Origin of the sequence: Streptomyces sp. NBC_01669, assembly GCF_026339735.1 — a bacterium.
GTDB classification, from domain to species: Bacteria; Actinomycetota; Actinomycetes; order Streptomycetales; family Streptomycetaceae; genus Streptomyces; species Streptomyces yanii.
The window spans coordinates 7,093,138-7,113,144 of record NZ_JAPEQG010000001.1 but is presented as its reverse complement, the minus strand read 5'-3'; the positions used below and the strand labels follow the sequence as shown (position 1 = coordinate 7,113,144).

At 68.7% G+C, this 20,007-nt stretch carries 9 protein-coding genes; 2 read left to right on the top strand and 7 right to left on the bottom strand.

Going from position 1 to position 20,007, the window contains the following annotated elements; genetic code table 11:
* Positions 1 to 66: 66 nt before the first annotated feature.
* From OG972_RS31850 to OG972_RS31835, 4 genes are all read right to left on the bottom strand, one after another.
* The gene (locus OG972_RS31850) at positions 67 to 4,374 is read right to left on the bottom strand and encodes a DNA methyltransferase (protein WP_266987363.1); all 4,308 of its coding nucleotides are present in this window, start codon (positions 4,372 to 4,374) and stop codon (positions 67 to 69) included.
* Positions 4,371 to 7,610, bottom strand: a complete 3,240-nt coding sequence (gene drmD / locus OG972_RS31845; protein WP_266987360.1) for a DISARM system SNF2-like helicase DrmD — start codon at positions 7,608 to 7,610, stop codon at positions 4,371 to 4,373. Before drmD ends, OG972_RS31850 begins: the two co-directional genes overlap by 4 nt.
* A gap of 160 nt (positions 7,611 to 7,770) precedes the next feature.
* Positions 7,771 to 9,024 (bottom strand): serine/threonine-protein kinase, encoded by a 1,254-nt coding sequence (locus tag OG972_RS31840; protein WP_266987358.1) that lies wholly within the window; start codon positions 9,022 to 9,024, stop codon positions 7,771 to 7,773.
* A gap of 97 nt (positions 9,025 to 9,121) precedes the next feature.
* A complete protein-coding gene (locus OG972_RS31835; protein ID WP_266987356.1) occupies positions 9,122 to 10,063 on the bottom strand; it encodes a serine/threonine-protein kinase in 942 nt (313 codons plus the stop codon).
* Between the two features lie 144 nt (positions 10,064 to 10,207).
* On the opposite strand from OG972_RS31835, the gene OG972_RS31830 reads away from it, so the two are divergent.
* Positions 10,208 to 12,202, top strand: coding sequence for an N-6 DNA methylase (locus OG972_RS31830; protein WP_266987354.1), 1,995 nt, complete (start codon positions 10,208 to 10,210; stop codon positions 12,200 to 12,202).
* A gap of 146 nt (positions 12,203 to 12,348) precedes the next feature.
* On the opposite strand, the gene OG972_RS31825 is transcribed toward OG972_RS31830, so the two are convergent.
* Entirely contained in the window at positions 12,349 to 13,434 is a 1,086-nt protein-coding gene (locus tag OG972_RS31825) for a S1 family peptidase (RefSeq protein WP_266987352.1), read from the bottom strand.
* A gap of 353 nt (positions 13,435 to 13,787) precedes the next feature.
* Here OG972_RS31825 and OG972_RS31820 point away from each other — a divergent pair, with 353 nt between their 5' ends.
* Positions 13,788 to 14,681 (top strand): alpha/beta fold hydrolase, encoded by an 894-nt coding sequence (locus OG972_RS31820; RefSeq protein WP_266987350.1) that lies wholly within the window; start codon positions 13,788 to 13,790, stop codon positions 14,679 to 14,681.
* Positions 14,682 to 14,717: 36 nt separating this feature from the next.
* On the opposite strand, the gene fxsT is transcribed toward OG972_RS31820, so the two are convergent.
* Complete coding sequence (gene fxsT, locus OG972_RS31815) at positions 14,718 to 18,653, bottom strand: FxSxx-COOH system tetratricopeptide repeat protein (RefSeq protein ID WP_266987348.1); 3,936 nt, start codon at positions 18,651 to 18,653, stop codon at positions 14,718 to 14,720.
* Positions 18,650 to 19,996, bottom strand: coding sequence for an FxsC protein (gene fsxC / locus OG972_RS31810; RefSeq protein WP_266987346.1), 1,347 nt, complete (start codon positions 19,994 to 19,996; stop codon positions 18,650 to 18,652). The genes fxsT and fsxC overlap by 4 nt, the downstream gene beginning before the upstream one ends.
* Positions 19,997 to 20,007 lie beyond the last annotated feature (11 nt).

Here is a 20,007-nt window from a genome sequence, read left to right as displayed (position 1 = left end):
AGAAGCTCGAACGGCAGAAGATCTGGTTGGCCATACGGAATTTTTTGAGTTGGGTCGGCAAAGCCCTCAGAAGAGGGCGCCCTCAGCGCCCTCACCGAAATCCGAACCGCCTCGCGCTGCCAGCTGCTCCTTGCGCTTCCGGATGGCATCGGCGGAGGGCTTCGGCATGTCCGGGTGCTTCGCCGGCTTCTTGTGCAGGCCGAGGTGGACCTCGTCGGCGTACGCCTGGTGGTTCAGCTGGCGCAGCCGGTCGATGATCTCGGTCCGGGCGAGAAGGCCGATGGTGTAGCGGGTGCCCTGGTCGGTCTCGTGGAAGCCGTGGTCGAGAGGGAACGTTTCGTGGGTCGGGTCCGCGTGCGGGGTCTGCCCGGAGTCGTCCAGCAGGTCGAACCAGCCGTATGCCTCGACGGTGGCGCGGTCGATCTCCTCGTGGATGCGGCGGAGCTCGACGATGTCTTCGTCGTGGCAGTCGCAGTTGTGGACCAGGTTGTAGGTGCTTGTTAGACCAGCGTTGCGGCGGATCATCAGTTCGCGGCGGTAGGAGTCAAGGTGAGTACCAGCGTTTCGTAGACGCTCGGTGAGTGGCGGTTGAACCAAAGGCCTTACCGCGTCGGATGGCGTGAAGCGCAGATCAGACTTAAGACTGGAACACCTTTCGGCCGTCCACCAATACTGCACCGCACTAGTCCGGAGTCCAAGCTGGGCAAAGTCGTCGCTAGGAATGACGACCAGCATGTGCGAGAACACTGATCCGATTGGAACCATGACCGGAATCTGTGTAGCACTGCTCAGTGTAATCACGATACAACGTTGAAGCGATGAAAGAGCCGCAGTCAATGCGGGTCGCTTGTCTGCATAGTGCCAGTACCGCTGGGGAAGCGGCTTACGAAGCACGTAACTTCCTGACGCATCCCGACGCTGGCGCTCAGGCTTTACCTCTCGCTCAATCTGATCGTAAGCCCTCTCGTACAGCCGAGCTTTTTCTAGCGGCCAATTATGAAAGTTGACGACCCACCGGTCCGTTCCGTGATCCGGACGATTGTTGACGTCCTGACCATTAAGATAGGGGAAGAGCACATCCGCATACCGCTCGTTCTCTCCGATCCAAGCACGAGCTTCCGCTTCGGGCAGAGTGAAGCCGAGCCCTAGCACGATTGCACCCTGGAACGATACATCGGCATTTACCTCCAACGGCTCGGCCCACGAGGTCTCTCGTGTCGCCGGATTCAACGATGTCGATATGCCGTTTGGCGCGATAACCCCGCCCAACATCGTCACCCCCTCTGCCGCCACGGGTGTCTTACTTGTCCAAACTGCGCAGTACTCCAGCACCGCAGAATTCGAAGGCCAGGGCGCGCTCTTGATAGCCCGTCGGATTACTACTCCTGCGGCCGTTAGTTGATCTAGGCCCACATCACGTGTCTCACCCTGCGCGAGCGTGTTCGTGGCGATCAGTCCTGACTGACCATTTCTGTTAAGCAGCTCATGTGCGCGGAGCTCGAAATAAGCCACCAAGTCCGCGCTACCCCGCTTTCCTCCTGCAAGATATCTCACTAGAAACTCTCGGTATGCCTCTCCGAACACCCCGGTGAGTTTCCTGCCGCCCAGAAATGGCGGGTTGCCCAAAATCGCATCAAACCCGCCCCCCAGCGAAAACACCTCTGGAAACACCAACGGCCAATGCACCGGCCGCTGTTCCAGTCCCCCCTCCGGCAGTTCCGCCGCCAGCCATTCCTCCGCCGTGGCCCGCGCCTCGCGCACCACGTCCGAGTCGTCCTCGACGCCGTCCGCGACGATCGTCTCCACGATCCACGCCGCCTGCGGGAACAGGTCCTTGACCCGGTCGCCGCCGTCCGGCGCGTACCACTCCACGCGGCCCGACGCGCACGTCGCCAGCGCGGCCCCCGCGATCAGGTCGCCTACCAGGCGCAGCCGCCGCGAGTGGCGGTTGACCTCCGCAAGACCCGCGCGCTTCCGCTGAAGCGCGGGCAGGTCCACGCCCTTGATCGCCGTGATCGCCAGGCGCTCATGCGTCAGCTGGTCCACCAACTGCCGCGCCTGCTCGGCCAGTACGTCGGACTGCTGCTGCGGCTTCAAATGCACCGACTGCAGCTGCTCCATGCTGTGCACGCCCAGCAGCGAGTCCCCCGCCACCAGCCGGTCGTCCAGGAACGTGAATGGGCGAGTCGGGTCCATCGAAACCAGCCACAGCGACAGCTTGGCCATCTCCACTGCCATCGGGTTGATGTCCACCCCGTACAGGCAGTGCTCAATTATTTGGCGACGCGATTCGACGACCACCGGGTCCTGCTCCGCGTCCGCAGCCGTCACCGCGTCCACCGCCCGGCCCGCCCGGTACGTCATCGCGTCCGTGCGGCCCTCGTTCTCCCATGCCTCGATCAGGCGGTCGCCCAGGTAACGGCAGGCTGCGACCAGGAAGGCCGCCGAGCCCATAGCGATGTCCGCGACCTTCAGCTTCAGGATCTGTTCGGGCGACTTGAGCCGCCACTCCCCCGTGTCCGACGTCTGCAGCGGGCCCGGCTCGTAGACCAGGGGTTCCAGCGCGTGCCGGACGACGTCCTCGGCCAGAAAGCGGGGCGTGTAGTGCGTGCCAGTGTTCTTGCGGAGCGTAGACTCGGTGACGTACAGCGAACCGTTCGGGATGACCATCGGCAGGTCACGGAGGTCCCGGCGCAGGATGTCGAAGAATGGCAACAGGCGTTCGCTCAGGGCCGCGTCCTTCGTCACGGCGTTCAACTGCCTGCGGGCCTCCACCCCGTCCTTGGCGGGGGCAAGCAGCTTCTCCAGCTTGGCCGCGCTCGCCGGGGGCTTCGGGTCGTTCCACTTGTCGTGGATCGCTTTGGCGAGGGACTTGACCGACCCACCGGGCTTCGCGGCCAGCAACTCCAGCTCGCGCAACGGCACCTCGTGTTCAAGACCCTCCGGACCGATCAGTCCGACCATGTCCTCGACCGCACGCTCGCCGCCGTACGAGAGCAGGCCCTCGTACACGTAACCGATCTGCTCGACGTCCAGGGCGCGGAAGCTCAGGGTGCGGACTTCGGCGTTCTTGCCCGTGCCGACGCGGACCTCCTGCACCGACTGGAGCATGTGCAGGACGGTGCGGTCGTCGATCGGGAGGAGCGGGGTGGTGAGTTCGAGCCAGGCGTACGTGTCGGGGGCGAAGATCGAGCCGTCGTACGCGGGCAGCTGCAGCTCGGGGTGGTCGACTCCTCCGTACACCGCGTGGAAGAGGGCTATCAGGCGGTGCCAGGCGGAGGTGGTGTGTTCCAGGGCGCTCTCGCCGTCCGCGTCGGCGCGGGCCTTGAGTTCGGCGCGCAGGAAGCGGGCGGAGTATGCCGTCGCGTACACCTCGTTGTCCGCCGGGAGCAGGCCGCGCTCCTCCGCGTACAGGAGGAAGACGACACGCATCATGACGGCGACCGCGCCCCGGTAGACCTCACCTGCCGCGACGCCCGATGCGTGCAGGCCCGGTGCGCCCGCGTCCATCGCGCGGACGTCGGCTCGCCCTATGGCGTCGACGAGGAGTTCGACGGCTTGGCGGACCTGGATGCCGAGTGCTTCGGTGACATCCTCGCCCGCGGCCAGGCTGGCCTTGAGCAGGCCGACCAGTGTCTCGGCCTCCTCGTACTCGAAGAAGCGGCGGCGGCGCAGGAGGGAGACGAAGGCGCGGACGACGTTGCGTTCGGCGGCCTCGTTCCAGCCGATGGTGTCGAAGACGGCGGTGGTCGTGACGCCGCCGATGGGCGCCCAGACCAGGCACCACCAGCGGCCGTCGGTGACCAGGCCGAGCGGGATGTCGTGGTGGCGCAGCAGCCGGGCGAGGCGGTCGGCTGGGGCCGCCGCCCAGTCGCCGCCCGCGGCGGCGCGGGAGGTGGGGACGGTTCCGGCGGGCACGGTCGTGCCGAGAAGACGTACGCGTTTGGCGGCGGCCGCGGTGTTGGGTTCGGTAGCGAGGTCAGTACCCGGTTCGACAAGGGCAAAGTCGGGGCACAGGACGGCGCCGTGTTCCGGGACGTGGAGGGTGAGGCGGTCGAGTCCGAGGTCGTCGGACTCGCCCTGGCGCAGCGTGAGTGCGTCGCCCCAGCCGAGGAGGGAGCGCAGGACGTAGGCGACCCACTCGTCGCGGCCCGCGGTGGTGTCGTTCTGCCAGTCGGCGTGACGGGCGCGCAGACGGGCCCGTTCGTCCTTCTCCAGGGTGTCGAGCTGCGGCCATGCCTGGCGGAGGACCGGCATGGTGAGGAACGGGCCGGAGACCTCGGTGAGGTCGAGCCATTCCTGGTGCTGACGGCGGCCGTCAAGCGCTTGGGCCTTGGCTGCGGCGAGACCACGGGAGACGGGGCGAGGGCTCATCGACGGGCTTCCTTTGCGGGGATCACGAACACGACGGCGACGGGGAAGAGGTGGGCGCGCGGGTCGCGGTAGCGGGCTGCGATGGCGGCGAGTTCCCGTTCGCGTTCGGCGGGCAGGCCGTCGAGGCGCTGCTGCCAGCGGGCCCGGTCGTCGTCGTACTGACGGCGTTCGGCGGCGGTGATGTCGTGCCGGCTGAAGAGGGCGAACTGTTCGCTGGAGCCGTCGCCCTCCTCCTTGAGCTTGGCGCGCAAGGTGGCTTCGAAGCGGCCGAGGGTCGCGGTGATGCGGCGTTCTTCCTCGGCCTGCCGCTCGGCGAGCGCTCGCTCCAGGCTGTCGCCTCGCTCGCGGGCGCGGGCTTCGAGGGAGGTGTTGAGCGGCTTGGCCAGCTTCTCCCAGGCCGTGGTGAGTTCCTGCCTGAGGTGTGGGGCCGCCTCGGTACCTTCGGTGAGCGCCTTCGCGAGGACGGCCCCCTGGGTGCGTACGGACTCCCAGCGGCGGAAGCGGCCTGTGTCGCCGAACCAGCCGCCGGCGTGAACGACTTCCTCGTGGAGGCGGGTGCCGTCGTTACCGACGAGGACGTACCGGGCGTACGCGGAGACGAGGGTGGTGGTGATGGCCGGGTCGTCGCTGACGACGGCGGTGACTCGGTGCAGGCCGACGGAGTCGGCGTTCCAGACGGCGGCGGTCAGCAGGCGCGTGGAGAGGGCGACCAGCGGGTGCTTGAGGTGGGTGAGGACGACGTCCTCGCGGCCCTTGGCGGCGACGGCGGCGTCGAAGGTGATGGGGCGCTGTTCGTCCTCGCGCAGCTTGTGGGCGAGGCCACGGGTCGCTCGTTCCCAGGTGCCGGACAGGGGCGGGACCTCGTACAGCTGGCCTGGTTCGAAGTCCTCGGCGAGGGTGCGGTCGGGGGCCAGGGGCGGCTGGTGGTCCAGGGCGAGGGCGGTGTCGACGACGCGCTTGATGTTGGCCGGGGTGAGGCCGAGCGTGGAGACGGTCTCGTCGTACTGGTCGGCCAGGCGCTTGGACTGGGCGGTGACGTTCTGCTCGGGGGCGACCTCGCCGCCCGTGCGGCGGCCCTGGATGGTGCGGGGCTTGGCGTTCTCGATGTCGACGGGCATCGTGTCGCCGGTCATACGGCGCTGGACGGCCTCGGCGATGACGGCGTTGACCGAGCCGAGGTCCTGTTCCATGCGCGCGACCTTCTTCGCTACGCGGGACAGGAACTCCAGGTCCGCTTCGTACGATCCGGCCTGGGCCTGCTGCCATCCGGAGCCGATGAAGTGGGATATCTGCGGGTCGTTGCGCTGACCCCAACGGTCGATGCGGCCTATTCGCTGCTCGAGCTTGTTGGGGTTGAAGGGTATGTCGTAATTGATCAGACGGTGGCAGTGGTTCTGCAGGTCGATGCCCTCGCCGGCCGCGTCGGTGGCGAGCAGGATGCGCACCGCGCCCTCGTCGGTGGACGGATCGGCCTGGAAGCCGAGGCGGATGCGCTCGCGGTCCTCGGCGGTGAGACCGCCGTGGAGGACCGCTACGCGGCCTTCGTCGGTGAGCTTTTCCTGGCGGAGCAGGGTGAGGAGCCAGTCCAGGGTGTCGCGGTACTCGGTGAAGACGACGATGCGCTCGCCTGTCCAGTGCTTGCCGTCGGAGGTGCGGCAGATGGCCTTGAGCGTACGGATGAGGACGTCGGCCTTGGAGTCCGCGGCGGCCTCGTGGGTGACCGCCCAGCGCTCCATGCGCTGCAGCAGGTCGAGTTCCTGGTTGTCCTCGGCGGGGGTGAGGGACGTGGAGCGGGTGAGAGCCGCGTCCTCGGCGTCGACAAGGCCCAGGTCGTCCAGGTCCGCGACCATGTCCGCGAAGTCGTCGAGCCAGTCGGGGACTTCGGCCGCCGCCGTACGCGTACGGGAGCCCGTGTCCTCCAGGTGGGACAGGTAGACGCGGACCGTGTGGAGGAAGGCGGCCGGGGAGGAGAAGAGACGCTTCTTCAGCAGCAGCGTCACCAAGTCGGCGGCGCGGCGGCCACCGCGGGCGGTCGGGACGAGCTTCTTGCGGCGCAGATCGGCGAACGAGCTGAGCAGTCCGTGGATCTCGCGTTCAGCGTCCGTGTAGGCGACGGCGAGCTGTTCGGTCTTTCGCGTACGGAAGCGGGGCGTGCCGTCGGCGTTGGTGACCGAGGCCTTGAGCCGGCGTACGACGGTGTCCTTCAGCGCTTCCTTGTCGGGGTCCATGCCCCGGGCGAAGCGCTGGTCGTCGATCAGCTCCAGGAGCGCGGTGTACGACTCGGGGTAGCCGTTGTGCGGCGTGGCGGAGAGGAAGAGACGGTGCTCGAAGTGCGGGACGAGGCGCCGGATCAGCTTCGTCTGCTGGGAGTCGACGGCGTAGACCTGCTTGGGGGCGGACGGGGCGACGTGGTGGGCCTCGTCGAGGACGAGCAGGTCGAAGAACCGCTTGTGGTCGCCGTTGCTGCTCTCCTCGGGGGCGCCGATGACCTCGTCGAGGAGGCGCTGGGCCTTCGTGCCGCGCAGCCAGGGCAGGGACACGATGGTCAGCGGGTGCACACGGAACGGGTTGGCCGCGGTGCCATGGGTGCGGCGGAGCCGGGCGCAGTGTTCGGAGTTGACGATGGTGAAGTCCAGGCCGAACTTCTCCGCCATCTCGTCGCGCCACTTGAGGGTGAGCCCCGCGGGACAGACGACCATGATGCGCCGGGCCCGGCCGCGCAGTAGCAGCTCCTGGGCAACGAGCCCCGCCTCGACGGTCTTGCCGAGGCCGACGTCGTCGGCGAGGAGCAGGTTGACGCGGGGGGCGCCGACGGCGCGGGAGACCGGCTCCAGCTGGTACGGCTCGACGGCGACGCCGGAACGGAAGGGTGCCTGGAGAGTCTTTCCGTCGGCGGAGGCCACGGCGGACCAGCGGACGGCATCGAGGAACGCGGCGAGGCGGGACGGAGAGTCGTACTGGCCGGTGGCAGCGTTCGGGAGGGAACCTGCGGGCAGCACGCGGCGGCCGGGCTCGACCTCCCAGATGACGGAGAGGGTGTCGCCGAAGCGGCCGTCGGCGACGGACTGGAGGTGGACGAGGGTGGCGGCTCTGCGCTTGTCGCTCTCGCTCGCAGCCGGGGACGGCTCGACGCGGGCGACGACCCAGGACTGGCCGCGCACCTCGACAAGCTTCCCCTCTTCCGGAAGCTCCTCGGTACTGGTCCGCCCGCTCTCGCGCTGGGCTGCTGTCGACATCGGCAGTGTTCCCCTCGATCCGCATTGCTGCTGCCGTCCGTAGACCATGTCGGCCCCGCACCCGAACGGCGCGATCGCAGCGTAACATCCACTTTTCCCTGTGAACAGAGATAACAGCCATGGAAGTTGAGTGGCCGTCAAGCCGAACCCCGAGTAACCGTCAGGCCATGCGGTCGAGCCGCTTCAGCAGGGCGCGCGAACGCCCGCACCGCGGGTCCTCCGCGGCCAGGATGCGCTCCTCGTCGTCGGCCAGGCGGCGCAGCAGCTCCACCGCAGCATGGCGCTCTCCCGTGCGTACGAGAAGGACCGCGATCTCGTAGCGCGTGTCCAGCACGGCGGCGTCCGCCGGTCCAAGGAGGCTGCGCTGCTCAGCGAGGACGGACTTCAGCTCGTCGAGGGCCTCGCGGGTGCGGCCGAGCGCTCCATCACACAGGGCGGCCCCGACTCGGGCGGCGAGGAAGTCCGCGCGTCCGAGACCGGGGGCGGCGAGGAGTTCCTGATATTCCTCCAGCGCGCGGGCGGGGCAGCCGGAGCGGCGGAGGGCCGCGACTTCGGCCAGCCGCGGATGGGTAAGGCCCGTCTCGGCCGGAGCGGGAACCCAGGCGGCAAGCAGCGCACGCACCTCGGCCGCCGAACCGGGCCGGTCCTCCGGCTTCTTTTCGAGCAGGCCTGCCACCAGTTTCTTCAGGCCGGTGGGTATGTCGGGGCGGTGACCCGAGAGCGGTGGCACGGGTTCGTTCGCATGCTGGTGGTACAGCATGAAGAGGCTGCCGTCCGTGAACGGTGGCTTCCCCGCAAGCAGTTCGTACAGGACGCAGCCGAGTGAGTAGAGGTCACTCGCGGGCACGGTTCTGCCGACAGCTTGTTCAGGTGCCATGTAGACAACGGTGCCGGGTGTGGCGTTGGCGGCAGTGAAGCGGGTCTCGCCGGGGTGAGGCTCCAGGGCAGCTGCGACACCGAAGTCCAGGACTTTGATCTCGCCGGAGGGCGTGATCATCAGGTTCGACGGCTTGAGGTCGCGGTGCACGACGCCTTGACCGTGTGCGTACGCCAGGACGTCGGCGACACCCTGTGCCACGCCTGCGGCTCGTTCCACGTCCAGCGTTCCTTCGTCCTTGAGCACCGCGTCCAGCGCACGGCCCAGGACGAGTTCCATGACGAGGTACAGCTCTCCGTCGTCACTGCCGTGGTCGTACACGACGGGGATACCGGGATGGTTCAGGCGGCTGGTGAGGCGTGCCTCCCGCAGAAACCGGCGCTCCAAGGTCGTGAGTTCGGAGCCGTACCCCCGTGGGGCGAGGAGCTTGACGGCCACTTCACGCCCGTTGTCGCGGTCGCGCGCCGCCCATACGACGCCCATGCCTCCCCGGCCCAGCTCGTGCGTGAGCTCGTACCGCCCAATGCTTCGCCGCATTGCGCCCGTCCCCAGTTCCGGCGCCGGCGGCGCCTGTCGCACCCCTACGACCGGGGCAGTGCGGCGCACCCGATCGGCCGCACCATCCTCTCACCGATCACAGGGGCTGCGGCCCCTGCGGGACGAGGAACGGGCGGCGCGGATCCTCGGGAAGACCGCGGTGGGCGGCCGCCGCGGGATCCGGTCCCGGCAGATGGGGCGCGAGGGCCACATAGACCTCGGTGGCGGAGGAAGGGCGGTCCTCCGGGCGCTTGGCGAGCAGGGCAGTCACCAGTTCCTGGAGCGAGGCCGGCACATCCACCCCTGATTCCGCGATGAGGGGAGGGGCCGCCGTCAGATGCCGGGAAGCAAGGAGTGCGGGCTGATCGGTGGAGAAGGGCGGAGCGCCGGTGAGCATGTGGTGCAGCAGGCAGCCCACCGCATAGAGGTCGCTGCGGCCGTCGAGACGACCGCGGCCGGAGAGCAGTTCGGGCGAGGCACAGAGGATGTTGCCGATACCCTCCCCGGTCATGGTCAGGCGCGGGTCCACGTCCGCGAGGGACTTGACCAGGCCGAAGTCGAGGATCTTGACGACTCCGTCACGTCGCACCATGACGTTCTGCGTCTTGAGGTCACGATGGACGAGGCCGGCGGCGTGGGCGGCCGACAGCCCGGCGCACAGCTGGGCGGCGACGGCCGCAGCCGTGGGCACGTCGAACCGTTCGTCCTCCTGCTGGTCGAAGAGGTACTCCAGGGTCGTTCCGTCGACCAGCTGCATCACCAGACAGCAGATGTCGTCAGTGATCGACGCGTCGTGCACGGTGGTGATGTTGGAATGGTCGAGGCAGGCGGCGGCCTGAGCCTCCCGCTTGAAGCGGGCGAGCGCCTCGTCCCGGCTCCGGGGAACGGCCAGCAGTTCCGACGCAATGGTCTTCACCGCCACGGGCCGCTCCAGATAGAGGTCGCGCCCCCGCCACACCTGCCCCATCACACCCCGCCCGAGCACGGACTCGAGCCGGTACCGGTCACGCAGCACCATTCCCGGTGCGAACGTCTGCATATCTCCCACCCTCCACACGATTCACACAGTGATCCCACAAGTCGAGCCTGTGAACAAAGTCAATGTGCGTAGTAGCCTGCCAGTACTGCGGCCACCGCCGGGATGCCGACCCGCCTAGCCCGCCAAGGACCCCGGAGATCTTCGATGAGTACAACCAACGCTGTACCGGTCAGCCTGGCCGAGATCGCCCGGATCGCCGGGGTCGGACGCGCGGCGGTGAGCAACTGGCGCCGCCGCCACGACTCGTTTCCCTCACGCATCGGGGGTACGGACGTCAGCCCGCAGTTCTCACTGTCCGAGGTCGAGCAGTGGCTGCGCAGCAACGGGAAGCTGACCGACGCCGGCGCCCGCGAGTTCCTCTGGCCGCGGTTCGAGGCACTCGGCAGCAGGGACGAGTCGGGGCTCGCCATCGCCGAGGCGGCCCGCCGGATGCGCTCGCCCCGGGCCCGTTCCGTGGCACCGGAACTCTCGGCCGAAGCGAAGAGCCTGGTCGGCGATGCTGCGCGTCTGGGGCGCAACGAAGGCCCACGCGAGACGTTCGAGTTCTTGCTGCAACGGTGGCTGGACACCCATGTGCGACAGCTCAGCACCACGCCGACCCAACTGGCCACGCTGATGGCCCGGATCGCGCTCGACAGCCGGATCGGCGAAGGCGATGGAGGACTCACAGTCTTCGATCCGGCGTGCGGCACGGGGCATCTGGCGGCAGCTGCCGCTCAGGAATACGACGGTCCGGGCCTGGCTCTGCTGGGGTGCGAACGGGATCCGGCCCTGGCCGCCCTCGCGTCCGCGCGCCTCGAATTCGCGACCGGGGGCCGGGACGTCCATACCGAGATCGCAACCGTCGACGCTCTGCGTGACGATCCGTTCACCGGCCTGCGGGCGGACATCGCGCTGTGCAACCCGCCGTTCAACGAGCGCGACTGGGGCTACGAGGAACTGGCCACCGACCAACGCTGGACGCATGGCCTGCCGCCGCGCACCGAGCCGGAACTGGCCTGGGTGCAGCACCTGCTGACCCACCTCAGACCCGGCGGCACCGCAGTCATCGTCCTGCCTCCGGCCGTCGCCTCCCGCAAGGCGGGTCGCCGTATCCGGGGGTCCCTGTTGCGCACCGGACTGCTGAGAGCTGTCGTGGCACTGCCGCCGGGGTGCGCGCAGCCGCACAGCGTCTCCCTTCAGCTGTGGCTACTCCGCGCAGCTCCGGACGGTCCCCACGCAGGCCCGAGCGCTCAGGACGCACTCCTGGTCGACGCGACACGGCTGGGGAAGCCGGGTACACGCGAGCAGGGGCCCGACTGGGATGCACTGACCAGGTTCGTCCGCTCCGCCGTCTCGGAACTCGACAAGCCCGGGGGCGAACTGCCCGAAGGCGCCGTACGGGTCTCCCTGCTGGACCTGCTGGACGACGAGGTGGATGTCACCCCGGGCCGTTACACGGCATCCGGCAGTGAACCGTCCGGGGTCGAACTCGCTGCTTCGTGGGACGAGCTGGCCGGGTCCCTGAATGAACTCGGCGATCTGACGAAGTACCTGTCGAAGATCGGCCTCATGGCGGCGGAGCCGCGGACGACTGCCACGGTGGGAGATCTCGTCAAGGCAGGCGCGCTCACCTTGCTTGCGGGGCAGCAACCTTCGGACACCACGGCGCGGCCGCAAGAAGCCGGTTTTCCGCTGCTCACCGTTGCCGACCTGCTGATGGACGGCACCCCCAGCGGACTGCTGGCTCCGGGCGCCGCCCAGACCGTGGCAGAAGAGGGCGACGTCGTGGTCGCGGGGGTCGTCCGCGCGTTCAGGGCATGGGTGCATCAAGGACCACCGATCGCACTGGGGCCTCAGCTGTACGCCCTGCGCGTCACCCCCGAGATGCTGGACGCCGACTTCCTCGCCGGCTGTCTGCGCGCACCGGCCAACGGCCGCCAGGCGGGCACCCACGCCTCCAGCTCCTCCCGTGTCGACATCAGGCGGCTCCAGGTGCTCCAACTCCCTGTGGAGGAACAGGCCATGTACGCAGACGCCTTCCGCCGGCTCACTGCCTTCGAGGCGCTGCTGGCGAGGGCGGAAAGCCTGGGCAAGGGATTGGTGGCCGACGTGGGCGACCGGCTCGCTGCCGGCGGTCTCGCAACTGCCCTCGGCTGATCGCCGGTGCCAGGACGGACGCACGATTGACGGCCTCGCAGTCAGAAGCCTTCCCTCCAGCTCATGCCCGGACCCGTTCGTCGGCCGGGCCCGCTTCCGGGCCCGGCCGACGAACGGGCGTCAGCGCGCCCCGGAGACCCGCCCGGTCAGCCGATCTCCGCCCCGAACGCCGCCAGCGCCTCCGGCACCGGCTGGAAGAAGGTCTCGCCGCCCGATGAGCAGTCGCCGCTGCCGCCGGAGGTCAGACCGATCGCCGTGTCGCCCGCGAAGAGCGATCCGCCGCTGTCGCCCGGCTCGGCGCAGACCGTCGTCTGGATGAGCCCGCTCACAATGTCGCCGTTGCCGTAGTTCACCGTGGCGTCGAGGCCGGTGACCTCGCCGTCGTGCACCTGGGTGGTGGAACCGCTGCGGGTCACCGTCATGCCGACGGTCGCCTCGCCCGCCTCGGTGATCGGCTGGGTCGAGCCGTTGTAGAGGTCCACCTCGCTCGGGTGGTCCGTGCCGGCGGTGTACTTCACCAGGCCGAAGTCGTTGCCCGGGAAGTCGGAGCCCGCGTTCGTGCCGATCTCCGCGCCGCCCTGCGAGTCGGACCAGCTGCTGATCGCCTCGGTGCAGTGACCTGCGGTCAGGAAGTACGGCTCGCCGTCCTTGACCACGTTGAAGCCGAGCGAGCAGCGCCCGCCGTCGCCCCAGATCGCGCCGCCTCCCGCGATGAGCGGCTTGAACTCCCCTGCGGACTTCTTGAGTTCGACCCTGCCGCCCAGCCCGTCGACGACCGCCCCGAGCCTTGCCCAGGCCGCGCCCTCGACCGTACGGTCGGCGGTGACGATCACCTTGTTGCTGACCGGGTCGACTGACCAGGAGGTGCCGGGGATCGTGGCCTTCGCGGTGAGGGTCTGCCGGGCCGCCTTCAGTTCGGCCGACGAGTTCGGCACGAGTCTGGCCCTGCCGCCCGCCTGCCGCACCCGTTCTGCGGCGCTCTCGTCGACCACGTTCACGACCAGGTTCTTCGCGCCGGCGTCGTAGTACGCGCCGGCCGCGTCGCCGCCCAGGTCGTCGCCGAGGGCGGTGGCGACCTTTCCGGCCTCGTTCGGCGTCAGCGTCCGTACGGTGAACTGCGGTACCTCGTCACCGGCGTTCGCATTCTGGAATGTGATTCCCGCTGCGCCCAGGGCGACAACGGCCGAACCGGCCATCACCGCACGCTTCCTGGATATGTGTCGATGCTTCAACGTCGACCTCCTGTGGGGCCGTGCACAGGCAAGTGGGGTGCCTGGGTACGGAGGATGGCGCCGCCCGCTGTTCCGGCCGGGCAGATAGCACACAAGGTCGACTTCGGGACGCACACACGACCGAACCGCTTCGCCCCAGCCCCGTTCACCTACCTGGAGCCGCACCACGTCGGTTCCGTTTGCGAACACACCGTGCGACCGGCCGGTCGGCAATGGGTGAGGACTGGACCTGTCCGGTATTCGCTGTTGATTTACCTCAATTGCCATTCCGTCCAAGGACTTTGATGGGTCATCATCGAATCGGTGGAAAAAGTCGGGCACTTCGTGCCCGCACGGAGCGGAGGAGGCGCGGAGTGCGCAATCGGGTGCACGCAAGGGACGGGCGGCATCTGATGGTGGAGCGTCTGGGCGACCCTCGAGGCAGACCGGTCTTCCTGCTGCACGGAATGCCCGGCAGCCGGCTCGGTCCGGCCCCGCGCGGCATGGTGCTGTACCAGCGCAAGACACAGCTCATCACCTACGACCGGCCGGGCTACGGCGACTCCGACCGACTCGCGGGCCGCTGCGTGGCGGACGTCGTCGAGGATGTCCGGGCCATCGCGGACTCGCTCGGACTGGAGCGGTTCGCCGTGGTGGGCCGCTCCGGCGGCGCCCCGCACGCCCTGGCCTGCGCCGCACTGATGCCCGACCGGGTCACCCGTACCGCCGCCCTGGTCGGGCTCGCCCCCTGGGGCGCGGACGGACTGGACTGGTTCGACGGGATGACCGCCTCCAATGTGCTGGCGTACTCCACGGCGGTGGCCGACCCCGACGGACTCGCGGAGTCTTTCATCTCCCGGTCGGCCGTGATCAGACAGGACCCGGTCAAGCTCCTCGACGATCTGCGCCGGGAGCTGACCGACTCCGACCGGATCGTTGTCAACGACGCCGGGATCCGTTCGATGCTGCTGCGCAACTACCGTGAGGGGCTGCGCACTTCGGCGTACGGCTGGATCGACGATGCGATCGCGCTCTGTACCCCGTGGGGCTTCGACCCGGCGGACATCACAGGCTCCGTGATGCTGTGGCACGGCGAGAAGGACGTGTTCTCACCGGTCGGGCACTCCCGCTGGCTGGCCGGACGGATCCCGGGCGCCACCGCGGTGCTGGAGCCGGCGGCGGCGCACTTCGATGCGCTGTCCGTGCTCCCTGCCGTCCTCAACTGGCTGTTGGAGGAGGAGGCCACCGCCTCCCCCTCGAAGGGCTGACCCAGGCCGGGCCCGCCGTGGGCGGGCCCGGCCGGCTCACACCGCCACCGGTTCCAGCTCGCGCTCGAACCTGCGCTCCTCCCGGGCGATCCGAGTCATCGGGTGATCGTCACCGAGCTGCCGGGACAGCTCCTCGACCGTCTCGGTCCTGATCCGCAGCGCCTCGTCCTTGCGACCCAGCGCGTCGAGCGTGATCGACATGTTCGCCGTCATGGCCACGGTTTCGGGGTGGTGCGCCCCGAGGACGTGCCTGAGCTGTCCGGCCAGCTTGCGTTCGGACTCCAGCACCAGTTCGAGATCGCCCCTTTCGGCCGTCGCATTGGCCAGGTTCATGAGGCAGAACAGGGTGTTGGGGTGCTCAGGCCCGTACACCTCCCGCATCGACGCGAGAACCCGGGTCAGGATCTGCTCGGCCTCGTCCCACGCGCCGACACCCGACTGGTAGACGCCGAGGTTGTTCAGGGCGGCCAGGGTGTACGGGTGCTTCTCCCCCGGCACCTTCATGTACTGCTCGACGACCTCCTGCGCGGTGTTCCTGGCCTCGGTCGCCTCGCCCGCCGCGTACAGGTCGGCCGCCAGATTGAGGTCACAGGCCAGTGACTCGGGGTTGGCGGAGGTGTACTTGGCCCGGTACCTGGCGCGGGTGGCCACCGTGAGCCTGCGGGCGTCCTCCAGTCTGCCCGCCCTGCGCAGCGACACCGCGAGGCTCTTTGCCGCGCTGAGCGTGCCGGGGAAGGCCCGGCCGAGTGTGGCCTTGAAACTGTCGTAGGTGCGGCTGAGGATGGAGACGGAATCCTCGTACCGTCCGACATCACGCAGATCGCGGGCCAGGTTCATGGCGGAGGACAGGCTGTACGGATGCTCCGCGCCGAGCACCTCCACGCGCCGGTCGAACACGTCCTGGTCGATCTCCCGGGCCTTGGCGTACTGCCCGACGGACCGCAGGATGAACGCCAAGTTGTTGGCCGCCGCCAGCGCCCTCGGGTGCGAGTCGTGGAAGATCTGGCTGAACCCCTCGGTGGCCTCGGTCGCCAGCTCGATCGCCCTGCTGTACTCCCCCAGCGTGCCGAGGTCCGTCGCGAGGCTGCTCGTGCTCATGTACGTGTGCGGGTGCTCCGGGCCCAGCATCTCCCGCTGCCGACTGAGGGTGATCTCGTCGAGCTCCCTCGCCTCCACGTAACGGCCGCGCGAACGGTAGATGTTGGAGAGGTGGAAGCAGAGGTAGAGGTACTGGATGTCACGCTCCCCCAGCGTCTCCTTCCAGATGGCACGCAGTTCCTCGCAGACGGTGGTGGCGGTCCTGAAGTCACCGCGCTTCCACAGATAGCGGACTCGGTCGATCAAGAGCCTGCGGGCCTCGGGCTCCTTGCAGTTGCGCGCGTCGGACGGGCCGAGGTGCGGCCAGATGATGGCGAACTGCGGCCAGGTCGACGGGTTGTCGATCGGCTCGTCGTCGTCGGGCCGGGCACCGGCCAGAATGCGGTGCACGACATGCCGGGCGTCCTGCTGCTCCTCCTCACTGAGCTGCGCCCGGATCACGGCCTGGACAAGACGGTGCACCTGAATGGAGTTGGAGACCTGGTCGACCTTGGCCAGGGCGAACCGACCGATCTCCCGGATGACCCGGCCGAGCACCAACTTCTCCTGGAGCGAGGCGTCGTACGGCTTCAGCGCCTCGATCATCTCCTTGCTGTACAGGAGGTTCCCCGAGATCGGCTCGGGGGCGAAGAAGGCACAGAGCTGCAGGAGCCGCACCGCGGCGGGCGAGCGCTCCTTGAGGCGTTCGATGGAGATGTTCCAGGTCGCGGCGACCGGTTCCGGATAGCCGGCGGGCTGGTTCAGCGCCAGGACCTCGGGGGCCTGTTGGGCCAGCTGCTCCAGATAGGTGTCGATCGGGGTGGCGGTCTCCGCGATCCAGGCCGCGGCCTGTTCGACGGCGAGCGGCAGGTCACCGACGGCGGTGGCCACCTGCGCGGCGTCCTCGTCGCTCAGCCCCGGGGCCCGGCGCTGGAGGTGTTCAATGGACTCCTCCCGCAGGAAGACGTCGACGGGCAGCGCGTCGCCGTGCTGGGACCATGCCTGGTTCCGGGAGGTGACCAGGATGTGGCCGGAGCCGCCCTGCGGGAAGTAACGCCTGAGCCGTTCAGGGTCGTCGGCGTTATCGAAGACCAGCAGCCAGCGGTCCGACGGCACACCGCGCCGCAGCAGATCCACGGCCTCCTGGGAGGCGGCGGCCATGTCGTCGCCGCCCTGGGCACCGAGCCGGACGGCAAGTTCGGCAAGGCTGGCCACCACGTCGTCGGTCTGCTCGGACGATATCCACCAGACCAGGTCGTAGTCGGCCATGAACCGGTGCACGTACTCAAGAGCGACCTGGGTCTTGCCGACACCGCCGAGTCCGTAGAGGGTCTGCGGTTGCGGCAGCACGACGGCCATGCCACCGCCGAGCTGGTCGCGCATCCGTTCCAGGACCATGGAGCGGCCGGTGAAACCGGGGTTGCGCGGCGGCGCGTTCCAGATCCTGGGGACGGTGCCGGGGAAGCGCGGTCCGGGCGATACACCGTCGGTGAGCTGTACGGGACGGTCCAGGGCGCGCAGCAGGGCGCCGCTGGCGTGCACCTCGTCGAGCCGGAAGAGGTCGACGGGGTTGCGGTCGATGTAGGGCGCGGACAGCCGTACGTCACCGACCCGGAGCGGCAGCAGATGGCGTCGGCCGCCGCCGGGATCCTCCGCGACGGCCCGGTCCCAGAGGTTCACCCCGCGCTGCGACTTGAGGTACGCGCTGGAGAGCAGGACGACGGTACGGGCGGCGGTCTCGGGCTCTCCCTGGAGCGGATCGGGGATGCCGGGCTCGGCGGAGACATCGCGCGGGACGACGCGGAATCCGGCCCGGGTGAGGACCGATTCGATCCAGTCGGCCCACATCCGGTTCTCCGCCACATAGTTGAGGTAGAGATCGGCGGGCAGCGCGGGCCTGCGCCGGGTGAAGGCGTCGCGGATGCGGAGCCGCACCTCTTCCCCCACGGGGGGCATCGAGGTGATCTGCCGGTCGGTGATGACGGCGGTGAGCCGCTCGAAGGCGGAGAGCAGCGAGTTGGTCAGACCTGCCTCGTCGCCGAAGGTGGCCAGCGTCTCCTCGTACGCGTAGTAGGGGCGGTACGGAATCTCCACCGCCCCCCAGTAGGCGGTGAGTTCGTCACTGGACAGGTCCCGGGGCAGCCGGTCGAACTTCAGCCGGGCCAGGGCGCGGCCCGCGTCGGCCTTCTCCTTCTCGCCCTCGTCGATGCGCATCGGGACGGGGAAGATCGAGATGGGGCGGCCGGTGTAGCGCTCGGAGATCTGCCGGGCGACGGATGCCGCGCCGTCGATGGACTGGTCGCTGAGGGTGAAGCAGTCGACGAGCAGGTCCGGAAGGTGGACGGTGCAGATGTCGGCGATGTCGCTGAGACCGGTCCGGCTGTCGATGAGGACGTAGTCGTAGTTGGCCTTCATGTCGTCGCGCAGGGCGTCGAAGAAGTGCCCGCCGCCGAGCCGGTCGTAGAAGTTGTCCCAGTCGAAGGTGGAGACGGTCGCGGAGTATTCGCGGTTCTGGCGCCCGGCGGAAACGAAGTCGAGGGTGCCCCCCTGCGGGAACTCCCAGCCGAGTGCCTCCGGGGCGAGGGAGACGGCGTGCGGCTGGATGCGGGCGTAGTCGCGGTGCCAGTCGTCGGCACGCTGGACCGGGCTGGTCGCGGCCCAGGCGTACTCGGTGATCAGGTCGATGACGCCGGTGGTGGCGCCGAGTGTCGACGGGTCGAGGAAGGGATGGAAGAACCGGTGGAGTCCGGGCGCCTCCAGGTCCCAGTCGACGGCCAGTACCCGTTTGCCGTTGGCAGCCAGGATCCAGGCGGTGTTGGCCAGCGCCATGGTGCGCCCGGTACCGCCTTTGTACGAGTAGAAAGTGACGATGCGTCCGTCACGCCCGGCCGTCATACGTCCTCCGCATCCGTCGCAGGGTCGTGCATGTCCGGTATGAACTGTGTGTTGCCCATGGGCCCCATCAGTCGTGTTCGTTCAGTGTGACCGCCGCCCGTCGCCGGCGGATAGACCGCCGCGTGGCGCAGATACTGCTGGGCCGCCGCCTCCACCACCTGGGGCAGCACCTGTCCGAAGGCATCCATGCTGGGCACTCCCCTTGCCGCGGCGCGGCAGTACGCGCGCCCCTGTCGAATCTTGGACGGCATGGTCTGTTCGAGCTTCTCGGTCAGCTCCGCCTCGGCGGCCCTGCTCTGGGGGTCCTCGCGGTTCCAGGGCACCACCATGGTCACCCACGGGCGGTTCTCGGCGTCGAAGGCCGCGAGCCTGCGGCGTCGGTCCTCGTCCATCAGCGCCCAGCGGTCGACGACCAGGATTTCCGGCCTGTTCGGTGGCCCCTTGCTCTCCGCGTGGCCGGACTCCTCGTCGAACGAGGTGACGGTGGCCTGGTAGTTGAGGGAGCGCACCAGGTCCTCGGCGACATAGGCCAGGGGCCGTGCGGAGGCCGGGTGGTAGGGGTTCCAGTCGTGCGGATTGTCGCCGTAGTAGTCGGCGTTGCGTCCCTCGGGCAGGTCGTGCCGGGTGGGAGCCGCGATGGTCACCTTCATCGGGCGAGGCGCACCGGCACCGCTGCTCTGCGAGCCGAAGGCGCTGGGGGCCAGCCGGTAGTCGACGGGGCGGCCCACTTCGATCCGGGCGGTGGCCGCGACGCTGACGATGCGTTTGGCGAGTTCGTAGACGGCCCGTTCGTACTCCTGGGCGAAGAGTCTGAGTTTGATCAGCCCATAGAGCCCGTCACTGACGTAACGGTCCCCGAAATCACGGTGATTGAACTGCAGCCGCTCCGCCGGCCCGGGCAGCTGGTTCGGTGGAACCGGCACCCAGAGCGCGGGCACGATCGCTTCGGCGGGCTGATTACTGCGGGCGCGGTGGGCGATGGCGCGCTGTTCGAAAGCGTGCCACTCCTTTCCGCACATCTCGCTGGCGAAGTAGCGCGGCGAGAAGAGCGGAACGAACACCCGGCAGGTGGCCAGCACGCTGCCGAGCCGTTCCGACCACCCCTCGCCGGACCGTATCTCCCGGTCCATGAACCCGGCGGAGGCACCCGCCGGGAGGTCGGTCATGGCCATTACATGGCCGCAGAGATCCTGAAACAGCCGCTCGACCCACATATCCGGGTCCGTTCCACCGCCGTACCCCGGTGTATGCGCATAGCTCAAGAAGAAGTACGGCCGATGGTCCGCCGCTCGCGGTTGCGTTGATGCGTGCACACGACCCCCGTCCTGTGTGAGCACTCGCATCCGAGGAGTGT

Coding starts and splice junctions, on each gene's coding strand:
- OG972_RS31850 (WP_266987363.1), bottom strand. CDS start 4,374: ATGAGCCCTCGCCCCGTCTCCCGTGGTCTCGCCGCAGCCAAGGCCCAA.
- drmD (WP_266987360.1), bottom strand. CDS start 7,610: ATGTCGACAGCAGCCCAGCGCGAGAGCGGGCGGACCAGTACCGAGGAG.
- OG972_RS31835 (WP_266987356.1), bottom strand. CDS start 10,063: ATGCAGACGTTCGCACCGGGAATGGTGCTGCGTGACCGGTACCGGCTC.
- fxsT (WP_266987348.1), bottom strand. CDS start 18,653: ATGACGGCCGGGCGTGACGGACGCATCGTCACTTTCTACTCGTACAAA.
- OG972_RS31840 (WP_266987358.1), bottom strand. CDS start 9,024: ATGCGGCGAAGCATTGGGCGGTACGAGCTCACGCACGAGCTGGGCCGG.
- OG972_RS31830 (WP_266987354.1), top strand. CDS start 10,208: ATGAGTACAACCAACGCTGTACCGGTCAGCCTGGCCGAGATCGCCCGG.
- fsxC (WP_266987346.1), bottom strand. CDS start 19,996: ATGCGAGTGCTCACACAGGACGGGGGTCGTGTGCACGCATCAACGCAA.